Here is a 20616-nt window from a genome sequence, read left to right as displayed (position 1 = left end):
ATCAGGGGCCGCTCTTCAACCCATCAGCGCTTAACGGACGAGGCTCGGCAGATCGAGACCATTGGCCTCGGCGCAGGCGATGGCGTCCTCATAGCCGGCATCGGCGTGGCGCATCACGCCGGTCGCCGGGTCGTTCCACAGCACGCGTTCCAGCCGCCGCGCAGCGTCCGCCGTGCCGTCGGCGACGATCACCATGCCGGCATGCTGCGAATAGCCGATGCCGACGCCGCCGCCATGATGCAACGACACCCATGTGGCGCCGCTCGCACAATTGAGCAGTGCGTTGAGCAGCGGCCAGTCCGACACTGCGTCCGAGCCATCCTTCATCGCCTCGGTCTCGCGGTTCGGGCTCGCCACCGAGCCGGAATCGAGATGGTCACGGCCGATCACGATCGGCGCCTTCACTTCGCCGCGGGCGACCATCTCGTTGAAGGCAAGCCCAAGGCGATGGCGATCGCCGAGGCCGACCCAGCAGATCCGCGCCGGCAGGCCCTGGAACTTGATGCGCTGCCTCGCCATGTCGAGCCAGTTGTGCAGGTGCTTGTTGTCCGGCAACAGCTCCTTCACCTTGGCGTCGGTCTTGTAGATGTCCTCCGGATCGCCCGACAGCGCCGCCCAGCGGAACGGGCCGATGCCGCGGCAGAACAAGGGGCGGATATAGGCCGGCACGAAGCCTGGAAAATCGAAGGCATTCGCGAGGCCCATGTCCTTCGCCATCTGGCGGATGTTGTTGCCGTAGTCGAGCGTCGGAATACCCATGGCGTGGAAGTCGAGCATCGCCTGGACGTGGCCGACCATCGACGTCTTCGACGCCTGCTCGACCGCCTTCGGCTCCGAAGCACGCCTGGCTTCCCACTCTGCGAGAGTCCAGCCCTTCGGCAGATAGCCGTTGATCGGATCATGCGCACTGGTCTGGTCGGTGACGATATCCGGCCGCACGCCACGACGCACGAGCTCGGGGAATATCTCGGCGGCATTGCCGAGCAGGCCGACCGACACCGCCTTCTTGGTCGTCGCGGCGTCGGCCATCAGCGCCAGCGCCTCGTCGAGCGTCGTGGCCTGGCGATCGAGATAGCCGGTGCGCAGCCGCATCTCGATGCGGCTCGGCTGGCATTCAACGGCGAGCATCGAGGCGCCGGCCATGGTCGCCGCAAGCGGCTGCGCGCCGCCCATGCCGCCGAGGCCCGCGGTCAGAATCCACTTGCCGGAGAGATCACCGTTGTAGTGACGGCGGCCGACTTCGACGAATGTCTCGTAGGTGCCCTGCACGATGCCCTGGCTGCCGATATAGATCCAGGAGCCGGCCGTCATCTGGCCGTACATCATCAGGCCCATTCTATCGAGCGCATTGAAGTGATCGAGCGTCGCCCAATGCGGCACGATGTTGGAGTTGGCGATCAGGACGCGCGGCGCATCCGGATGAGTGCGGAAGATGCCGACCGGCTTGCCCGACTGCACGAGCAGCGTCTGGTCCGCCTCGAGCTTGCACAACGATGCGACGATGCGATCAAAGCTGTCCCAGTCGCGCGCGGCGCGGCCGATGCCGCCATAGACGATCAGTTCGCTCGGCTTCTCCGCCACATCAGGATCGAGATTGTTCATCAGCATGCGCAAGGGCGCTTCGGTGAGCCAGCTCTTGGCGCTGATGTCGCTGCCACGGGGAGCGCGGATCACCCGTTCGTTGTCCAGGCGTCGGTTCATGGGTCCCTCTCATCCAAGCTTGGGAAACGGATCGCGTCCGAGTGCATGCGTTGCAACCGTGGCCAGCACACCGCCACCGACGAGCGCGGCCGCCTTGGCGAGATCGTCGGCCATGTAGCGGTCGTGCCCCAGCGCCGGCACATGCGCGCGAAGCGCGGCAATGACAGCAGACAGCGCCGCGCTGGTGCCGTGCGGCGCTCGCAGCTCGATGCCTTGGGCGGCGACGAGCAGCTCGATGCCGATGATAGCAGCGAGATTGTCGGCCATGTCGTACAACCGGCGCGCCGCATGTGCAGCCATCGAGACGTGGTCTTCCTGGTTGGCGCTGGTCGGCGTCGAGTCGATCGAGCACGGCAGCGCGCGCTGCTTGTTCTCGGCGAACAGCGCCGCGGCCGTCACCTCGGCGATCATGAAGCCGGAGTTCAGGCCCGGCTCCGGCGTCAGGAACGGCGGCAGGCCGAAGTTCAGCGCGGGATCGACCAGCGTCGCGATGCGCCGCTCGCTGATCGCGCCGAGCTCGGACAATGCCAGCGCGATCTGGTCGGCGGCAAACGCCACCGGCTCGGCGTGAAAATTGCCACCGGAGATGATCTCGCCGGTCTCGGCCAGCACCAGCGGATTGTCGGTGACGGCATTGGCCTCGGTGACCAGCGTGCGCGCGGCCTGTGTCAGCAGATCGAGCGCGGCGCCGGCGACCTGCGGCTGGCAGCGCAGGCAATACGGATCCTGCACGCGCTCGTCCCCTTCCAGATGCGACAGCCGGATGGCGCTGCCGTCGAGCAGTTCGGTGAGCACGCGGCCGGCTGCGATCTGGCCGGGATGACCGCGCAGCGCCTGAATTTCGGGCCGGAACGGCGCCGTCGAAGCCATCGCCGCATCGACCGACAGTGCGCCCGTCACCAGGGCAGCGTTGAGCAGATCATGCGCGCGGAACAGACCGGCGAGCGCATAGGCCGTCGAGAACTGCGTGCCGTTGATCAGCGCCAGCCCTTCCTTCGGCCCGAGCGTAACCGGCGTGAGGCCGGCGCGCGCCAGCGCCTCGCGGCCCGGCACGAGCCGGCCGTCGACGAAGGCCTGGCCTTCGCCGATCATGACGGCGGTCATGTGCGCGAGCGGCGCGAGATCGCCGGAGGCGCCGACCGAGCCCTGCTGCGGCACAAAGGGCGATACGCCGCGCGCCAGCATCGCCTGCAACTGTTCGATGAACTCACAGCGCACGCCGGAGGCGCCGCGGCCGAGCGAGATGATCTTCAACGCCATCATCAGCCGCACCACCGGCTCAGGCGTCGCGGGGCCGACGCCGCAGCAATGCGAGAGAATGAGATTGCGCTGGAGCTGGGCCGTCTGGTCGGGCGGGATGCGCTTGGAAGCCAGCTTACCGAAGCCGGTGTTGATGCCATAGACGGGCTCGGCGCCCTGCGCCGCCTTCGCCACAATCCCTGCTGCCGCTTCGACACGCGGCCAATACGCCGGATCCAGCGTGAGCAACGCGCCTGCGTAGACGCGCACGAGATCATCGAGGCTGACGTGGCCGGGCTCTGCGACGATCGTGCTCATTGGCCCCTCCACACGCGCCGGTGCAGCGGGTTGAAGCCCATGCGGTAGACCAACTCCGCGGGACGGCCGATGTCCCAGATCGCAAGATCGCACCACTTGCCGGCCTCCAGCGTGCCGGTCTCGGCCAGCAAGCCCAAGGCCCGGGCGCCTTCGCGCGTGACGCCGGCGATGCATTCATCGACCTTCATCCGGAACAAGGTCGCCGCCATGTTCATGGTCAGCAGCAACGAGGTCAGCGGCGACGAGCCCGGATTGCAGTCGGTCGCCAGCGCGAGCTTTACGCCGTGCTTGCGAAACAGCTCGACCGGCGGCTTCTGCGTCTCGCGGATGAAGTAGAACGCTCCGGGAAGCAGCACGGCGACCGTCCCGGCCCGAGCCATCGCCGCGGCACCAGCCTCGTCGGTATGCTCGAGATGATCGGCGGACAGCGCGCCGAACTCGGCCGCGAGCGCGGCGCCGCCGAGGTTCGACAACTGATCGGCATGCAGCTTGACCCGCAGGCCGAGCGCCTTGGCCGCCGCGAACACGCGCGATGTCTGCGCAGCGGAGAAAGCGATATTTTCCATGAACGCGTCGACCGCATCGGCGAGGCCTGACCTGGCAACCGCCGGCAGCATCTCGTTGCAGACGAGGTCGATGTAGCGGTCCTTGTCGCCACCGGCTTCGACCGGCAACGCATGCGCGCCGAGAAAGCTGGTGCGCACGCTGACCGGCCGCTGGCTGCCGAGCGCGCGGGCTGCGGACAATTGTCGCAGCTCAGTCGCGGCCTCCAGGCCATAGCCGGATTTGATCTCAATCGTCGTGACGCCTTCGGCGAGTAGCGCATCGAGCCGCGGCAGCGCGCGGGCGATCAATTCCTGTTCGCTGGCGGCGCGCGTCGCCGCGACGGTGGACACGATGCCACCGCCGGCACGCGCGATCTCCTCATAGCTCGCGCCGGCGAGCCGCAGCTCGAACTCGTGCGCACGGTCGCCTCCAAAGACAAGATGGGTGTGGCAGTCGACGAGACCCGGCGTGATCCAGCGTCCCTCGCAATCGATGCGCTCGGGCGCATCTCCATCTGCCGGAAACTCCGATTGCGGACCGGCAAAGGCGATGCGGCCATCGCGCGCAGCGATCACGCCCTGCTCGATCACGCCGAGGCCCGGCTGCCCCTCGCACAAGGTCGCGAGCCGCGCATTCTGCCAGATCCGGTCGAAACGCTGGGCCATGCTGCCTCCCCCTTCACGAAAGCTTGACGGGCGATATGTCTATACATAAACTTAGCTCCGCCGTCCTGTCCAGCGGGCTTATCGATCATGGCGTCACTGCACTTCGCATCCGCGCTTCTGCCCAGGGGGTGGGCCGAGGACGTGCAGGTCGTCATCAGCAATGGCGCAATCGAGTCGGTATCCGCCGGCGTGCCTCCGACCTCCGACGACGAGCAACATGAGGTCGCGATCCCCGGCATCGCCAGCCTGCACAGCCACGCGTTCCAGCGCGGCATGGCCGGGCTTGCCGAGATCAGCGGCCACTCGACGGATACGTTCTGGACCTGGCGCGAGACGATGTACCGTTTCGCCCTGTCGATGCGCCCCGAGGATGTCGAGGCGGTCGCGGTCCTGCTCTATGTCGAGATGCTGGAGCGCGGCTTCACGCGGGTCGGTGAATTCCATTATCTGCACCACGATCGCGACGGTACGCCTTACGCCGATGTCTCCGAGATGGCGGGGCGCATCGCCGCGGCGGCCCAGACATCCGGCATCGGCCTGACCCTGCTACCGAGCTTCTACGCGCATGGCGGCTTTGGCGGCGCGGCGCCGCATGACGGCCAGCGGCGCTTCATCTGCGATATCGATCAGTTCGCCAAACTGCTGACGGCCTCCCGCAAGGCGATCAGCTCGCTTCATGGCGCCAATCTCGGCATCGCGCCACACAGCCTGCGGGCGGTCGCGCCGGATGAACTGGCCGCGCTGCTGCCGCTCGCCGAGGGTGGCCCGATCCACATTCACGCCGCCGAACAGGTGAAGGAGGTCGAGGACTGCCTCGCCTGGTCCGGCCAGCGCCCGGTGCAATGGCTGCTCGATCACCACGACGTCGATGACCGCTGGTGCCTGATCCACGCGACGCATATGACGGCGGACGAAACCGCGGCGCTTGCGAGGAGCGGCGCGACGGCCGGCCTTTGTCCGGTCACCGAAGCCAGCCTCGGCGACGGCATCTTCCCGGCGCGCGACTATCTGCGCGCGCGTGGGCGCATCGGCGTCGGGACCGACTCGAACGTGCTGGTCGGCGTGAGCGACGAGTTGCGCCAGCTCGAATACGGCCAGCGGCTGACGCATCGTGAGCGCAACGTGCTGACGTCAGGTCCGGATGCGTCGACAGGCCGCACGCTCTTGGATGCCGCTCTTGCTGGCGGCGCACAGGCGCTGGCGCAACCGCTCGCCGGCCTGCAGGTCGGCGGCCGCGCCGACATCCTCACGCTCGATCTGTCGCATCCGTCGCTCGCAGGGCGAACGCGCGATGCGCTGCTCGACGGCTGGATCTTCGCGACGTCGCACGGCGCCATCGATTGTGTCTGGGCCGGCGGCGCCAAGGTCGTGCAGGGAGGCCATCATCGGTCGCGCGAGGCGGCAAGGCGCGGCTTTAACACGGCGGTGCGGAGGCTGCTCGCATGAGCCTCGCCGATGACAGCGCCAAGCCGGGAGCCGGCACGCTCTACAAGACGATCCGGCAGGACATCGAGCGCCGCATCCTCACCGGCGAATGGCCGCCCGGCCACCGCATCCCGTTCGAGCACGAGATCATGGAGCATTACGGCTGCTCACGCATGACCGTGAACAAGGCACTATCGGAGCTCGCCCAGGCCGACCTGATCGAGCGGCGTCGCCGTGCCGGAACGTTCGTGCGGCGTCCGCAGTTCCTGTCGGCGGTGCTGAAGATCCCCGACATCCGCGCCGAGATCAGCGCGCTCGGCCGCGCCTATGGCTATGAACTGATCTCATCGACGCGCCGCACCGCCAACGCCGCCGATCGTGAGCGCCTCGGCGTCAAGACACCGTGCAAGGTCATCGCGATCCGCTGCCGGCACAGCGCCGACAACGTCCCGTTCGCGATCGAGGACCGGCTGATCGATCTCGACGCCGTACCCGATGCCGCGAAGGCGAATTTCAAGATCGATCCACCGGGCTCCTGGCTGCTGCATCACGTGCCCTGGACCGAGGCGGAGCACGCGATCAGCGCCATCGTCGCCGACGACGCAATCGCCGAAGGCCTCGACATCGCGGTCGGCGCACCCTGCCTCGTGATCGAGCGCCACACCTGGCGCAAGGGGCAGCCGCTCACGGCTGTCAGGCTGCTCTATCCCGGCGAGCAGCATCGTCTCGTGGCGCGGTTCAGGGGCAGCGAATGAGACAGCTCACCCGCGCCCGAACTGAGCATGGGATTTGCAAGCACGCTTGCAGAGATGAGCGGAGATCGCAGCCGTCACGGCTGCGAGCCGCACGAAGGGCTTTCTTCTCACAGCAAAGGACGATGACGATGCGCAGATTTGGGCTACTCGCAGTAACGGCCGCGCTCCTGGCCTCGACGACCGCCTATGCCGACGACGTCAAGGTCGGTATCGGCATTTCCGGCTGGACCGGTTTTGCGCCGCTGACCTTGGCGAAGGAAGCCGGCATCTTCAAGAAGAACGGCCTCGACGTCACCATCAAGAAGATCCCGCAGAAGGATCGCCACCTCGCCATCGCCGCTGGAGACGTGCAGTGCGCGGCGACCACGGTCGAGACCTGGATCTCCTGGAACGCCAACGGCGTCGCCACCAAGCAGATCTTCCAGCTCGACAAGAGCTACGGCGCCGACGGCATGGCCGTGCGCAACGACATCGCCTCCATCAAGGACCTCAAGGGCAAGACCGTCGCAGCATCCGCGCCCGGCACCTCGCCCTATTTCGGGCTGGCCTGGATGCTCAAGAAGAACGGCCTCACGGTGAAGGACGTCACCATCGTGAACCTGGAGCCGGCCGCCGCTGCGCAGGCCTTCGTCTCCGGCCAGAACGAAGCGGCGATGACCTACGAGCCGTATCTGTCGACCGTCCGAGCTGCCCCTGACAAGGGCAAGATCATCGCCACCACCCTGGATTATCCGATGGTGATGGACACCTTCGGCTGCACACCGAAGTTCCTGTCCGAGAATCCGAAGGCCGCCAAGGCGCTCGCCGACAGCTATTTCGAGGCGTTGGACATGATCGCCAAGGACCAGGCCAAGGCCTATGAGATCATGGGTGCCGACGTGAAGCAGACGGCTGAGCAGTTCGGCAACTCCGCGAAGTATCTGCGCTGGCAGGACAAGGCCGCGAGCCAGAAGTTCTTTGAGACGGAGTTCAAGACCTTCAACAAGGAGGCGGCCGAGCTCCTGCTCGAGGTCGGCATCATCAAGCAGATCCCGAAGATCGAGGATCTGTATGATGCGAGCTTCAACAAGTAGGCGCTGAAGGGTGCCCCGCACGATCCGTCATTGCGAGCGAAGCGAAGCAATCCAGGGCCCAGCGTGAGACTCTGGATTGCTTCGTCGCTCGCTCCTCGCAATGACGGTGTTGAGGCATCCCGCCCGATATTGAGCAGCGTATTCCGAAGCCAACTCAACATCAGCGGCCCGCGCCCCCTCGCGGGCCGCACCCAACACGAAAGCCCGATCCGTGATCCGACCTCTCGAACCCGTCAGCGCCAGATCGAGAACCGCGCTCGGCCTCGCCTTCTTCGTCGTCTTCGTCGCGGCGTGGTCGCTGGCGACGTTTGGCGGCTATGTGCCGAAGACGTTCCTGGCAGATCCCTTGACCATGCTGCGCGAGGGCTGGGACCTGCTGGTCAAGTTCGGCTTCCTCACCGACATCGGCATGACCGTCTGGCGCGTCGTCGGCGGTTTCGTGCTCGCGGCCGTCATCGCCGTTCCGCTCGGCCTCCTGATGGGCGCCTACAAGCCGATCGAGGCGTTCCTCGAGCCGTTCGTCTCGTTCGCGCGTTATCTGCCCGCCTCCGCTTTCATCCCGCTCCTGATCCTGTGGGCCGGCATCGGCGAGTTGCAGAAGCTCCTGATCATCTTCATCGGCTCGGTGTTCCAGATCATCCTGATGATCACGGTCACCGTCGGCAACACGCGGCGCGATCTCGTCGAGGCAGCCTATACGCTCGGCGCCAGCGATCGCGGCATCATCGGCCGCGTGCTGCTGCCCTCGGCGGCGCCCGACATAGCCGAGATCCTGCGGCTGGTGCTCGGCTGGGCCTGGACCTACGTCATCGTCGCCGAGCTGATCGGCTCGTCCTCCGGCATCGGCCACATGATCACCGACAGCCAGGCGCTGCTCAACACCGGGCAAATCATCTTCGGCATCATCATCATCGGCCTGATCGGGCTGATCTCGGATTTCCTGTTCAAGGCATTCAACGCCTGGCTGTTCCCGTGGAAGCTCGCATGACCACGCTCGTCATCGACAAGGTCTCACGCACGTTCCCGGCCCGCCAGGGCCGCGCGCCGACGCGCGCGCTGGAGCCGGTCGAGCTCACCATCGGCAACAACGATTTCGTCACCATCCTCGGCCCCTCCGGCTGCGGCAAGTCGACCCTGCTGCGCATCGTCGCCGGGCTCGATCATCCGACCAGCGGCAAGGTGCTGCTCGATGGCCGCGAGGTGACCGGACCCGGCGCCGATCGCGGCATGGTGTTCCAGTCCTACACGCTGTTTCCCTGGCTCACCGTGCGTGAGAACATCGCCTTCGGCCTGCGCGAGCGCGGCGTGCCTGAGGACAAGCGCAACGCCGTCGCCGACCGCTTCATCCAGCAGATCGGCCTCAAGGGTTTCGAGAACCATTGGCCCAAGCAGCTCTCCGGCGGCATGCAGCAGCGCTGCGCGATCGCGCGGGCGCTCGCCAATGATCCCAAAATCCTGCTGCTCGACGAGCCGTTCGGCGCGCTCGACAACCAGACCCGCGTGCTGATGCAGGAGATGCTGCTCGGCATCTGGGAGCGCGACCAGAAGACGGTGCTGTTCGTCACCCACGACATCGAGGAGGCGATCTTCCTCGGCAGCCGCGTGCTGGTCATGAGCGCCCGCCCCGGCCGCGTCAAGGCCGACATCAAGATCGAGCTGCCGCATCCCCGCTCCTACAAGATCAAGACGTCGCCGGAGTTCGTCGCGCTGAAGGAGCGGCTGGTGGAGGAGATCCGGGCCGAGGCGCTGAAGGTGGCCGCGGAGGCGTGACGCCGCGCTGTCGCGGTGCGCGGTGTTTAACTGTGCGCTCAAACTGGCGGTGATGCTTGCGGAAACATACCCCTCACCCAAGTGAGTGTGCCGCGCTGTCTTACATGCCCTCTCCCACAAGGGGAGAGGGCGCAGTAACTGGCCCTGCGCAGGCTCGAATGGCGAGCAGTACTTTCCCAACGATCGCCGCGACAAGACTGCCCGATACAGCGCCCTCGCCCCTTGTAGGAGAGGGCATCGCCGGCCCACCCGCGGGCTCGCTCAGGTGAGGGGTCTCTCTCGGCAACCAACGCTGGTCGACGCCGAACTAACTCAAAGGCTGCTGCGATCGAGCCCCGGCGGACCTCGCCCTCGGCCGGCTCCGCCGCATCCGCTTCAGCCACGGCACCAAGTGAAACGCGCTCATCAGCAGATACATGACCGTCATGTCGCCGAGCGGCGCGCCCGCCGGCATCGCCGAGCAGATCATATCTGCCCGGCCGTCGCGGGCCATGGCGTTCAGCACCGCCATCAACGCGAAGGTCGGCGCCGCAGCAAAGCGGAGTGCCTCAGCGAGGTCCGGCATCGCGCGCCGCTTGGACGGGACGAACGCCATGGCTTCACTCCCTGCTCTCAGCGCGCCGCGTATTCGTCGCGGCGGCGCCACCACACGCCCTGCTCGTTGCGGCCCTTCGGCGCGCGGTCGAGCCACTGATAGGCGCCCCACAGCCCATCGAGGCCACGGGCGTAGCTCGAATAGGTGTGGTAGACGACGCCGTCTTCGACAATGAAGGCACTCATGCCCGGGCGGTCGCGCATGAAGGTGGCGCCGTCCGTGCCGGTGCCGGCGGCGACTTCCGCCACCATGGCCGGGACGTCGGACGGCTTCATCGGCGGGCTGGTGCGGTAGTTGTACTCGCTGCCCCCCTGGCGCTGCTGCTCCTCGGTGATCGCGACATTGAAGTCGAAGTTGAAATCGCTGCTCGCCGACGACGCCCAGGGGAAGCTCCAGCCCATGCGGCTCTTGTAGGCCCTGAGCTTCGCCAGCGGCGCGCGCGACACCGCCCACAGCATCACGTCGTGATTGGCGAGATGGACCTGGAAGCCGTTGAAGCCGTCGGCGATCATCGAGCAGGACGGGCAGCCGGCCTGGAAGTCGGGGCCGAACATGAAGTGATAGACGAGGAGCTGCGAGCGGCCCTGGAACAGATCGGGCAAGCTGGCAGGCCCCTCCTCGGTATCGAAGCGATAGGCCTTATCGACGCGCACCCAGGGCAAGGCCTGGCGACGCTGCGCCAGTTCATCGCCGCGGCGGGTGAACTCCTTCTCGGCCTGCAGCAAATCGAGGCGTGCCTTGAGCCAGTCTTCGCGAGTTCCGGTGAGATGCATGGTCATGTCGGTGTTCCTTTTGCGTGTTGACCGCATCTGAGACTAGGATCGCCGCGGGAGGAATGCGGAGTGACAAGTGTGGCGGGATTTGCATGGACTCGCTGATCTCGGCGGCGGCACAGGCGCTGGCCGCGGGTGATCCGCTCGGCGCGCTCAATCGCGTCGCGCTGCGCGACGATCCGCCGGCGCTGGCGCTGCGCGGCATCGCGATGGCCAGGCTCGGCGATGTCATCAGGGCGAAGGCGCTGCTGCGCCAGGCCGCGCGCAGCTTCGGCCCGAAGGCGGCCATGGCGCGCGCCCGCTGCGCCGTGGCGGAGGCCGAGATCGCGCTGGCGGCGCGCGATCTGTCGTGGCCGACGAAGGCGCTGGCCGAGGCGCGCGCAACGCTGGAGCAGCACGGCGACCGCACCAATGCCGCCTATGCGCGGAGCCTCGAAATCCGGCGCATGGTCCTCATCGGCCACCTCGATGACGCCGAGCGGGGGCTCGCCGATCTCGATCCCTCGCCGCTGCAGCCGGCGGCGCGCACCATCTATGAACTGATCGTCGCCGGCCTGGCGCTGCGCCGCCTGCAGACCAAGGCGGCGCAGGCGGCGCTCGAGCGGGCCGGAGCCATGGCCTGGCGGACGCGGAGTCCGGAGCTGCAAGCCGAGGTCGAGCGGCTCGCGGCCACGCTGTCCGCGCCGGCCGCTCGCTTGATCCGAGGAGGCGAGCAACGGCTGCTGCAGCTCGATGAGGTCGAAGCGCTCTTCCGATCCGACGGCCTGATCGTCGATGCCTGCCGGCTCGTGGTGCGCCAGGGCAGCCTCGTCGTGCCGTTGGCGCGGCGTCCGGTGTTGTTTGCTCTCGCCCGCAGGCTGGCGGAGGCGACGCCCGATGATGTCTCGCGATCGGAGCTGATCGCCGCGGCTTTCCGCGGCAAGGAAGCCGATGAGTCGCATCGCGCCCGCTTGCGTGTCGAGATCGGGCGCTTGCGCCGGCTCTTGAAAGACATGGCCGACGTCAATGCGACGCGCGGCGGCTTTGCCCTGCTGCCGCGCGATGGCCGCCGCGTCGTCGTGCTGGCACAGCCGATCGAGGACGAGAATGCGCCCGTGCTCGCCTGCCTCGCCGACGGCGAGGCGTGGTCGAGCTCCGGCCTTGCGCTGGCGCTCGGCGCCAGCCAGCGCACGATGCAGCGCGCGCTCGACGCGCTCGCTCTGTCCGGCAAGGTCCAGTCGTTCGGCCGCGGCCGCGCGCAGCGCTGGACCTGTCCGGTGGTGCCGGCATTCGCGACCAGCTTGTTACTCCCGGCGTGGTCGTCGCTCGATTAGCGTGCTGCCGTCAGCAATGGAGAAGGTCATGACACGCGCACCTGCAGAGATCATCCGCGAATACGGCCCGTTCGACGGCACCGACCGAGTCAACGGCGTCAGCTATGACGGCGAGCAGGTGTGGATTGCGACCGGCGCCAGCATCAAGGCGTTCGATCCTGCCGACGGCGCGGTCCGCAAGTCGCTCGACGTGCCCTCGCATGCCGGGACCGCCTTCGATGGCAAGCATCTCTATCAGATCGCCGAAGATCGCATCCACAAGGTCGATCCCGACAGTGGCCGCGTGCTCGCGACGATCCCGGCGCCCTCGGGCGGTGGCGATTCCGGGCTGGCCTGGGCTGAAGGGTCGCTCTGGGTCGGTGCCTATCGCGACCGCAAGATCCACCAGATCGATCCGGCAACCGGGCAGATCCTGCGCAGCATTTCCTGCACGCGCTTCGTCACCGGCGTGACCTGGGTGGATGGCGAGCTCTGGCACGGCACCTGGGAGGACGATGTCAGCGACATCAGGCGCATCGATCCCGCGACCGGCGAGGTCCTCGATCAGCTCGACATGCCGGTCGGCACCGGCGTCTCCGGCATGGAGTCCGACGGGAGCGAGACGCTGTATTGCGGCGGCGGCGGCAGCGGCAAGGTGCGTGCGGTCAGGCGGCCGAAGCAGGCACGGGGGTAACACGCAAATGAGCCACAGCAGGCTCAGCGAGCGGAGGCAGCCTACTTCGCGATGGATGTGAACGCCGCCTTGCGAAAGTTGGCGTTGGCTTCCTCGCGCGTCTGCAACTGCTGGCCGCCGCCGCCGATCGGCTTGGTCGGCGTGATCACGGAGAACAGGACGAAGCCGCCCGCCTTGCGCGGGAAGATGAAGTACTCGGCGATGTCCGACTTCTCGCTGTCCTCGCAGGACGACATGCCGCGGAACACCACCGCGCTGTCGACCAGCTCGCTGTTGCGGGCGGAGATGAACTTGCCTTTGCAGTCGCGCGCGTCGTTGCCGATGATCGTGGCTGCGACTTCCAGGCCGTCCAGGTTGCGCTGCGGCGGCACGATCCGGACGAAGCCGGTGGCATTGTCCGCCTTCCAGGCGACGCCGCCTGCGGTCAGCCACACCGGCCGTTCGCCGCCGCCGAGGATCGCCGGATGCGACAGCGCCGCCTTCAGAATGAAGTTGGAGGCGATCTGCATCGCCTCGAGCTGCAGCTCGGGCGAATCCTCGGACGCACGTGCCGGCTGCACGCTCGCTGTCGCGGCCGGCGTGGTCGCGACGGGGGGCACGGCCTGACGCTGCGCCGAAGCGGCGCCGGGCTGCACCGTGAAGTTCGTCGCCGCGGCCATCCCACCGGCATTGATCATGCGCACACAGTTCGCCAGCGAGGGCAACAGCACGGAGGTGCCGTTGAGATCGAACTGGAACAGGTTGCCCTGTGCGAAGGCGGACATCGTCCGCGCCGCCCGGAACGCCTTGATCAGGCTGGAATCGTTCGGCATCGGAACCACGACCATGTTGGCCGACCAGACCGAGCCCTCGACGTTGTACGAATTGCGGCCGTCGAAGCTGAGCACGATGGGAAACTTCTGCCCCTGCGACAGCGACCAGCTCGGATGAATGAAGGCGAGCGCCCAATTGTAGGTCGGCAGCGCGAGCACGCCGAAATTGATGCCGCTCTTGTAGCTCGCCGAGGCAATGCAGCTGGAGAACTTGCCGGTGTTGTCGTCAGTATAGGCGCCGCCCGACCATCCGGCGACCGAGATCGTGCCATACGGTCCCTTCGCGTAAGCAGCCGCTATCAAGGACGCCTCGATCAGCGCCACTGAGGTCAGTATCAGGACCGACAGCATCGCGCCAAGGATTGCCCGCCGCACCGTCATCGCACATCCCCGTTTTTGCCGCATTGTTGCAATTCCCGCGGCTACGTCAAGTAGATCCCGAGCGCGTTCGTCTACCCCAGGAATAGAACGACTGCGGCCTGCCGCGGGCTCAACCACACAAGATGTCGCGGTCGCCATCCACAGCCCTTCATGGGGGCGTCATCGAACTCCGCTAGCGCTCACGAGGTCTCAAGAAGGGATCTCGCCAAATGTCCGCCACGCTGCCTGTCCTGGGCGCCGCTCTCTCCGTCAAATCGATTCCGGCCCACACCGACTGGCTGCTCGAGCGCCAGCGGGATCTCGAGATCCAGGACTTCTTCCGCGCCGACCTGCTCGACAGCGACTGGCGCGGCACCGCGCGCGAGATCAAGTCGATGCTGTCGGGCCATACCGGCCGGCTCGGCATCCACGGCCCGTTCTGGGGCTTCACCATCGCCAGCCACGACCCGATGATCCGCCGCGCCGTGACCAAGCGGCTGCTGCAGGGCCTGGAAGTCGCAGAGTTCCTCGGCGCCACCCAGATGGTAATCCACTCGCCCTACACGACCTGGGACTACAACAACATCGACATGCTGCCGGACAATCGCGAGCAGCTGATCGAGCGTGTCCGTGCGACGCTGTCGGACGTCATAGCCTCGGCCGAGCAGGCCAATTGCGAGCTGGTGATCGAGAACATCGAGGACAAGAACCCGCTGGATCGCGTCACGCTCGCCAAGGCTCTCGGCAGCGACAAGGTCCGGGTGTCGCTCGACACCGGCCATGCCAACTACGCGCACCATTCCACCGGCGCGCCGCCGGTCGACTACTACGTCGATGCCGCCGGCGACATGCTGACCCATGTGCATCTGCAGGACACCGACGGCTATGCCGACCGACACTGGGCGCCCGGCGAAGGCAACATTCGCTGGATCGCCGTGTTCCGCGCTTTGGCGAAGCTCAGCTCCAATCCGCGCCTGATCCTCGAATTGCGCAACCACGATCACGTCAAGGCCGGCGCAGCGCACCTCGCCGCGCTCGGCCTCGCTCAGTAAGCCAACGACCGTCATTTCCTGACAACCTCGCACCCTAGAGAGATTGCCATGACCAAGCTCACCCGCCGCGGCCTGCTCGGCGCCGGCGCCGCGATCGGCGGCAGCTTCATCCTGCCGCGCGTGTCGATCGCGCAGGGAGACAACCGTCCCTCGGTCACCATCGCCGTGCAGAAGGTGACCAATTCGAACGTGCTCGACGTGCTGCGCGAGCAGTCCAATGTCGGCGAGCGCGTGTTCTACTCGTCGCTGTGGGAAAGCCTGATCTCGAAGAACTTCCGCGGCAATCTCGAAGCCGTCCCCGGCCTCGCCACCGAGTGGAAGCGCATCGACGACCAGACCGTCGAATTGAAGCTGCGCCAGGGCGTCAAGTTCCACAATGGTGACGAGATGACGTCCGAGGACGTCGTGTTCTCGTTCAGCCGCGAGCGCATGTTCGGCGACAGCGAGGCCAAGAGCCGCACCACCATCAAGGCGTTCGAGAAGATCCCGACGCCGCGCCCGGGCAAGGAGCTGCCGCCGGACGTGATTGGCGTCGCGCGCCGGATGTGGCCGGACCTGGTTCGCGTCGACGCCGTCGACAAATACACCGTGCGCTTCGTCAACGCGACGCCCGACGTCACCATCGAAGGCCGCCTGATGCGCTATGGCTCCGACATCATGAGCCGGCGCGGCTGGGAGGAAGCGGCGAGCTATCTCGACTGGGCGCGCAAGCCGATCACGACGGGTCCCTACAAGATCGTCGAGTTCAAGCCGGACGTGTCGCTGACGCTCGAAGCCCATGACGAATATTGGGGTGGCCGTCCGCCGCTGAAGCGCATCCGATTCCTGGAAGTGCCGGAGGTCGCGAGCCGCATCAACGGGCTCCTGTCTGGCGAATATCAGCTCGCCTGCGACATCCCGCCGGACCAGATCGCCGGCATCGAGAAGAACGCGGCGTTCGAGGTCCAGGGCGGCACCATCCTCAATCACCGTCTCACCGTGTTCGACAAGAACCACCCGCAGCTCGCCAATCCGCTGGTGCGCCGCGCCTTCACCCATGCGATCGACCGCCAGGCCATCGTCGACAGCCTGTGGGCCGGCCGCACCCGGGTGCCGAAGGGCCTGCAGTGGGAATTCTACGGCGACATGTTCATCGCCGACTGGAGCGTGCCGGCATTCGATCCGAAGCTGGCACAGGACCTGCTCAAGCAGGCCGGCTACAAGGGTGACCCGATCCCGTATCGACTGCTCAACAACTACTACACCAACCAGGTCGCGACCGCGCAGGTGCTGGTCGAGATGTGGCAGGCGGTCGGCCTCAACGTTCAGATCGAGACCAAGGAGAACTGGTCCCAGATTCTCGAGCGCGCTCCGACCCGCGCGGTGCGCGACTGGTCCAACTCGGCCGCGTTCAACGATCCCGTCTCCTCGCTCGTCGCCCAGCATGGCCCCAACGGCCAGCAGCAGCAGGTCGGCGAATGGAGCAATGACGAGCTCAATCGTCTTTCCGAATTCCTGGAGACCTCGACCGATCGCGAGGCGCGCAAGAAGGCGTTCCGCCGCATGCTGGAGATCGCCGAGCGCGAGGACCCCGCCTACACGGTGCTGCACCAGAACGCGACCTTCACCGCCAAGCCGAAGTCGATCAAGTGGAAGGCCTCGCCGGCCTTCGCGATGGACTTCCGCACCGGCAACTACGGTGCGTGACGCCGTGGCGCCGCTGGTCAGCATCTCCGAACTGAAGGTCGCCTTCGACGGCACGCCCGTGCTGCACGGCATCGATCTTGACATCGGTAGGGGCGAGGCCATCGGCCTCGTCGGCGAGTCCGGATCCGGCAAGTCGGTGACGTGGCTCGCGGCGCTGGGTCTCCTGCCCGGCAAGGCGAAAGTATCAGGCTCGGCCAGGCTCGAAGGCCGCGAGCTGCTCGGCGCTGACGGCAAGGTGCTCGACCAGGTGCGCGGCCGCCGCATCGCGATGATCTTCCAGGATCCCGCCAGCGCGCTCAATCCGGTGCTCACGATCCGGCGCCAGTTGTGCGAAAGCCTCGCGCTGCATCGCGGGCTGCGCGGCGAGGCTGCGCGGGCCGAGGCGCTCAGGCTGCTCGATCTCGTCGGCATCCCCGATGCGGCACGCCGGCTGTCCGCCTATCCGCACGAGTTCTCCGGCGGCCAAGTCCAGCGCATCATGATCGCAATGGCGCTGGCCGGACAGCCCGAGCTGCTGATCGCCGACGAACCCACCACCGCGCTCGACGCCACCATCCAGGCGCAGATCCTCGATCTGCTGTCGGCCATCCGGCGCGAGTTCAACATGGCGATGATCCTGATCAGCCATGACCTCGGCGTCGTCGCGGAGAATTGCGACCACGTCTGCGTGATGTATGCCGGCCGCATCGTCGAGCGCGCGCCCGCGACGCGGCTGTTCGATGATCCCTGGCACCCTTATGCGCAGGGCCTGATCGGCGCGCTGCCGCCGCTCGATGGCGTCAGGCGGCGGCTGCAGGCCATTCCCGGAACAGTGCCTGATCCGCGCGCACTGCCCAGCGGCTGCGCCTTCGCGCCGCGCTGCACGTTTGCCGGCGACGGCTGCCATGCCGGCGTGCCGCCGCTGGCGCCGGTCGAGCCGGACCGCGCGGTGGCCTGCCTGCGGCCGCAGCGCCTGCCGATGGAGCTCGCCGCCGAATGACAGCGCCGCTGGTCGAGGTCCAGGCGATCTCGCGCACCTATCGGATGAGGACCGGCCTGTTCGGACGCGCCGCATCCGTCCACGCCGTCGACGGCCTGAGCTTCTCGATCCAAAAGGGCGAGACGCTCGGCATCGTCGGCGAGTCCGGCTCCGGCAAATCCACCACCGGCCGCATGGTGCTCGGTCTCGAGCCGCCCGACCGCGGCAGTGTGCGCTTCGACGGCGCCCCGATCGCAGCACCAGGCTCGGCGGCGTGGCGCGCCCAGCGCGCGCGCATGCAGATGATCTTCCAGGATCCGCTCGGCGCGCTCGATCGACGACTTCCCGTTGCCGCGCAGATCCGCGAGCCGCTCGACATCCACGACATCGGCACGGCCGCCGAGCGCGACGCGCGCGTGCATGAGCTGCTCCAGGCTGTCGATCTCAACGACGGCCATGGCGCCCGCTATCCCGGCGCGCTGTCGGGCGGTCAGCGCCAGCGCATCGTGCTCGCCCGTGCGCTGGCGACCAAGCCCGACTTCCTCGTCTGCGACGAACCGGTCAGCGCGCTCGACGTCTCGATCCAGGCGCAGGTGGTGAACCTGCTGGTCGATCTCCAGGTCCGGCTCGGTCTGACGATGCTGTTCATCAGCCATGATCTGCGCGTCGTCCGGCAGATCAGCAGCAAGGTGGCCGTGATGTATCTCGGCCGCATCGTCGAATATGGCGATGCCGACGACCTGTTCGCGCGGCCGCAACATCCCTACACGCAGGCGCTGGTGTCCGCTTCCCCTGCTCCGGGACGCCGCAGCACCAGCCGCATCGTACTGACGGGCGACCCGCCGAATCCGGCGGCGCGCCCCGCCGGCTGTGCCTTCCACCCGCGCTGCAGCCACGCGACCGCCCGCTGCGCCAACGAGTTGCCCGCGCTCGCCGCGCTGGATCGGCAGCGCCAGGTGGCCTGTCATCTCGTTTCGGGGCTGCAGTCGCAGACCGAGGTCGCCGCGTGATGCTGCGCTATTTCGCCATCCGCCTGGCGCGTGCGCTGCTGACCATCGCACTCGTCGTCACCTTTGCCTTCATCGTGCTGCGGCTGTCGGGCGATCCCGCGCTGATGATCATGGGGCCCGAGGCGCCGCCCGAGGTCATCGCCGCCTTCCGCAAGGCGTGGGGTCTCGATCATCCGATCTGGATGCAGTATCTCGACTACTTCAAGGCGATCGGCCAGGGCGAGCTCGGACGCTCGATGCGCGACGGCCGGCCCGCGATCCAGCTCGTCATCGAGCGCATCCCCGCGACCTTGGCGCTGACCATTCCGGCGTTCCTGCTGAAAGTGCTGCTCGGCATTCCCGCCGGCATCTACGCCGCGCTGCACCGCGGATCGGCGATCGACCGCGCCGTGATGATCACGGCGGTGGCGGGCTTCACGGTGCCGAGCTTCGTGCTGGCCCTGATCCTGGTGCTGATCTTCGCCGTGCAGCTCGGCTGGCTGCCGTCGGGCGGACAGGACTCGTGGCGGCACGCCATCCTGCCGATCGTGACGCTCGGCTTCGGCGGCGCCGCGGTGCTGGCGCGGTTCACGCGCAGCGCCATGCTGGAAATTCTCGGCCAGCCCTACATCAGAACGGCGTCGGCCAAGGGCGTGCCGTGGCGCCGGGTGATCACGGATCACGCGCTGCCCAACGCGGCGATCCCCACCGTCACCATTCTCGGCTTCATGGTCGGCAGCCTGATCGCCGGCGCGGTCGTCGTCGAGAGCGTGTTCTCCTGGCCCGGCGTCGGCCGTCTCCTGGTCGTCGCCGTCGCCAACCGCGACCTCGCGGTCGTGCAATGCATCCTGCTGCTGGTGGCGATGACCATGGTCACGTCGAACCTGATGGTGGACTTCCTCTACGGCCTGCTGGATCCGCGGCTGCGCAGCAAGGGAGCCGAGGCATGACCGACCTTGCATTGAAATCGCCTGCCGCGCGGCGGCTGTGCTGGCCGAACATTCCCGTCTCCGTGACCATCGCAGTCGGCTGGATCGTCGCGATGCTGCTGCTGGCGATCTTCGCCGATCAGCTCGCGCCGCATGGCTTCACCAAATTCGATCTGCGCCATCGCCTGTCGCTGCCGGGCAACCCGGCGCATTGGCTCGGCACCGACGAGCTCGGTCGCGACGTGCTGTCGCGTCTGATCGTGTCGATCCGGATTTCGCTCTTGATCGCGTTCGGCGCGACCGCGATCTCCGCCATCGCCGGCACCACGCTCGGCTTTCTCGCCGCGCATTTCCGCGGCCTGGTCGAGCAGGCCGTGCTGATGCTGGCGGACTTCCAGGCCAGCATGCCGTTCCTGATTCTGGCGCTCGCCGTGCTCGCCTTCTTCGGCAACTCGCTGCCGCTCTTGATCGGGTTGATGGGCCTGTTCGGCTGGGAGCGCTATGCGCGCATCGCGCGCGGCCTCGCCATCTCCGCCAATGCACAAGGCTATGCCGCCGCCGTCCGACAGCTCGGCGCAACGCCGCAGCGCGTCTATCTCAGGCACATCCTGCCGAACATCGCCTCGACCCTCATCGTGTCGATGACGCTGGTGTTTCCCGAAGTCATCCTGCTGGAGTCCGGTCTCTCCTTCCTCGGCCTCGGCGTGCAGCCGCCGATGACGAGCCTTGGCAACATGGTCGGCTATGGCCGCGAATATCTGACGCGCGCACCATGGATCATGTTGGCACCGGCGATCACCATCGTGGTGACGACGCTCGCCGTCTCGATGATCGGCGACTGGCTGCGCGACCGGCTCGATCCGACGCTGCAATAGCCTCGATCAGCGACGAGCCTCGTGACTCGCCGCGGCACTATGCTCGCAGATGATCAGGGCATGCCCCGCTTGCTCGCCCGCCAGCGCCATCCATCTCGACGCCTGCTGC

The 20616-nt window shown here is 67.1% G+C and carries 19 protein-coding genes; 13 read left to right on the top strand and 6 right to left on the bottom strand.

The window, feature by feature from the left end:
* Positions 1-30 precede the first annotated feature (30 nt).
* Genes hutU through hutI form a run of 3 tightly spaced genes read right to left on the bottom strand, consistent with a single transcriptional unit; the run spans position 31 to position 4469 of the window.
* Positions 31-1701 (bottom strand): urocanate hydratase, encoded by a 1671-nt coding sequence (gene hutU, locus ACQR1E_RS30765; protein ID WP_434897958.1) that lies wholly within the window; start codon positions 1699-1701, stop codon positions 31-33.
* Positions 1702-1710: 9 nt separating this feature from the next.
* A complete protein-coding gene (gene hutH / locus ACQR1E_RS30760; protein ID WP_434897957.1) occupies positions 1711-3258 on the bottom strand; it encodes a histidine ammonia-lyase in 1548 nt (515 codons plus the stop codon).
* Positions 3255-4469, bottom strand: a complete 1215-nt coding sequence (hutI, locus tag ACQR1E_RS30755) for an imidazolonepropionase (RefSeq protein WP_316201223.1) — start codon at positions 4467-4469, stop codon at positions 3255-3257. Before hutI ends, hutH begins: the two co-directional genes overlap by 4 nt.
* Positions 4470-4556: 87 nt before the next feature.
* Here hutI and ACQR1E_RS30750 point away from each other — a divergent pair, with 87 nt between their 5' ends.
* From ACQR1E_RS30750 to ACQR1E_RS30730, 5 genes are all read left to right on the top strand, one after another.
* Positions 4557-5915 carry a formimidoylglutamate deiminase gene (locus tag ACQR1E_RS30750; RefSeq protein ID WP_315714285.1) on the top strand — a complete coding sequence of 453 codons (1359 nt, stop codon included), beginning with the start codon at positions 4557-4559 and terminating at the stop codon, positions 5913-5915.
* Positions 5912-6649, top strand: coding sequence for a histidine utilization repressor (gene hutC / locus ACQR1E_RS30745; protein WP_316193200.1), 738 nt, complete (start codon positions 5912-5914; stop codon positions 6647-6649). The genes ACQR1E_RS30750 and hutC overlap by 4 nt, the downstream gene beginning before the upstream one ends.
* Positions 6650-6777: 128 nt before the next feature.
* Positions 6778-7722, top strand: a complete 945-nt coding sequence (locus ACQR1E_RS30740) for an ABC transporter substrate-binding protein (protein ID WP_434897956.1) — start codon at positions 6778-6780, stop codon at positions 7720-7722.
* A 214-nt stretch (positions 7723-7936) separates the two neighbouring features.
* Positions 7937-8710 carry an ABC transporter permease gene (locus ACQR1E_RS30735; RefSeq protein ID WP_316192036.1) on the top strand — a complete coding sequence of 258 codons (774 nt, stop codon included), beginning with the start codon at positions 7937-7939 and terminating at the stop codon, positions 8708-8710.
* The gene (locus tag ACQR1E_RS30730; protein ID WP_315827719.1) at positions 8707-9492 is read left to right on the top strand and encodes an ABC transporter ATP-binding protein; all 786 of its coding nucleotides are present in this window, start codon (positions 8707-8709) and stop codon (positions 9490-9492) included. The genes ACQR1E_RS30735 and ACQR1E_RS30730 overlap by 4 nt, the downstream gene beginning before the upstream one ends.
* Before the next feature lie 307 nt (positions 9493-9799).
* Here the strand turns inward: ACQR1E_RS30730 and ACQR1E_RS30725 are convergent, their stop codons facing one another.
* A complete protein-coding gene (locus ACQR1E_RS30725; RefSeq protein WP_434842781.1) occupies positions 9800-10087 on the bottom strand; it encodes a hypothetical protein in 288 nt (95 codons plus the stop codon).
* A 17-nt stretch (positions 10088-10104) separates the two neighbouring features.
* Positions 10105-10866, bottom strand: a complete 762-nt coding sequence (locus tag ACQR1E_RS30720; protein WP_316201226.1) for a DUF899 domain-containing protein — start codon at positions 10864-10866, stop codon at positions 10105-10107.
* A gap of 86 nt (positions 10867-10952) precedes the next feature.
* On the opposite strand from ACQR1E_RS30720, the gene ACQR1E_RS30715 reads away from it, so the two are divergent.
* Positions 10953-12173 (top strand): helix-turn-helix domain-containing protein, encoded by a 1221-nt coding sequence (locus ACQR1E_RS30715; RefSeq protein ID WP_434842780.1) that lies wholly within the window; start codon positions 10953-10955, stop codon positions 12171-12173.
* A gap of 28 nt (positions 12174-12201) precedes the next feature.
* A complete protein-coding gene (locus tag ACQR1E_RS30710; RefSeq protein WP_316186757.1) occupies positions 12202-12846 on the top strand; it encodes a Vgb family protein in 645 nt (214 codons plus the stop codon).
* Positions 12847-12887: 41 nt separating this feature from the next.
* On the opposite strand, the gene ACQR1E_RS30705 is transcribed toward ACQR1E_RS30710, so the two are convergent.
* The gene (locus ACQR1E_RS30705; RefSeq protein WP_316186756.1) at positions 12888-14039 is read right to left on the bottom strand and encodes a hypothetical protein; all 1152 of its coding nucleotides are present in this window, start codon (positions 14037-14039) and stop codon (positions 12888-12890) included.
* Between the two features lie 209 nt (positions 14040-14248).
* Between ACQR1E_RS30705 and ACQR1E_RS30700 the strand changes: the two genes are divergently transcribed.
* From ACQR1E_RS30700 to ACQR1E_RS30675, 6 genes are read left to right on the top strand one after another with little or no spacing between them, the layout of a single operon-like run.
* On the top strand, positions 14249-15070 hold the full coding sequence (locus ACQR1E_RS30700) for a sugar phosphate isomerase/epimerase family protein (RefSeq protein ID WP_316186755.1): 822 nt from the start codon (positions 14249-14251) through the stop codon (positions 15068-15070).
* 48 nt (positions 15071-15118) lie between these two features.
* On the top strand, positions 15119-16756 hold the full coding sequence (locus ACQR1E_RS30695; protein WP_434897955.1) for an ABC transporter substrate-binding protein: 1638 nt from the start codon (positions 15119-15121) through the stop codon (positions 16754-16756).
* Between the two features lie 4 nt (positions 16757-16760).
* Positions 16761-17735: an ABC transporter ATP-binding protein gene (locus ACQR1E_RS30690; RefSeq protein WP_315750445.1), complete on the top strand. Its 975-nt coding sequence runs from the start codon at positions 16761-16763 to the stop codon at positions 17733-17735.
* Positions 17732-18724: an ABC transporter ATP-binding protein gene (locus ACQR1E_RS30685; protein WP_315714270.1), complete on the top strand. Its 993-nt coding sequence runs from the start codon at positions 17732-17734 to the stop codon at positions 18722-18724. Before ACQR1E_RS30690 ends, ACQR1E_RS30685 begins: the two co-directional genes overlap by 4 nt.
* Positions 18724-19653: an ABC transporter permease gene (locus ACQR1E_RS30680; RefSeq protein WP_315714392.1), complete on the top strand. Its 930-nt coding sequence runs from the start codon at positions 18724-18726 to the stop codon at positions 19651-19653. The genes ACQR1E_RS30685 and ACQR1E_RS30680 overlap by 1 nt, the downstream gene beginning before the upstream one ends.
* Positions 19650-20507 carry an ABC transporter permease gene (locus ACQR1E_RS30675; protein WP_315714269.1) on the top strand — a complete coding sequence of 286 codons (858 nt, stop codon included), beginning with the start codon at positions 19650-19652 and terminating at the stop codon, positions 20505-20507. The genes ACQR1E_RS30680 and ACQR1E_RS30675 overlap by 4 nt, the downstream gene beginning before the upstream one ends.
* The last annotated feature ends 109 nt before the right edge of the window (positions 20508-20616 follow it).

The organism is Bradyrhizobium sp. HKCCYLRH1030, assembly GCF_051168395.1.
Classification (GTDB): domain Bacteria; phylum Pseudomonadota; class Alphaproteobacteria; order Rhizobiales; family Xanthobacteraceae; genus Bradyrhizobium.
Note: the sequence above shows the minus strand (reverse complement) of the source record. Positions and strands in the feature narration are given on the sequence as shown.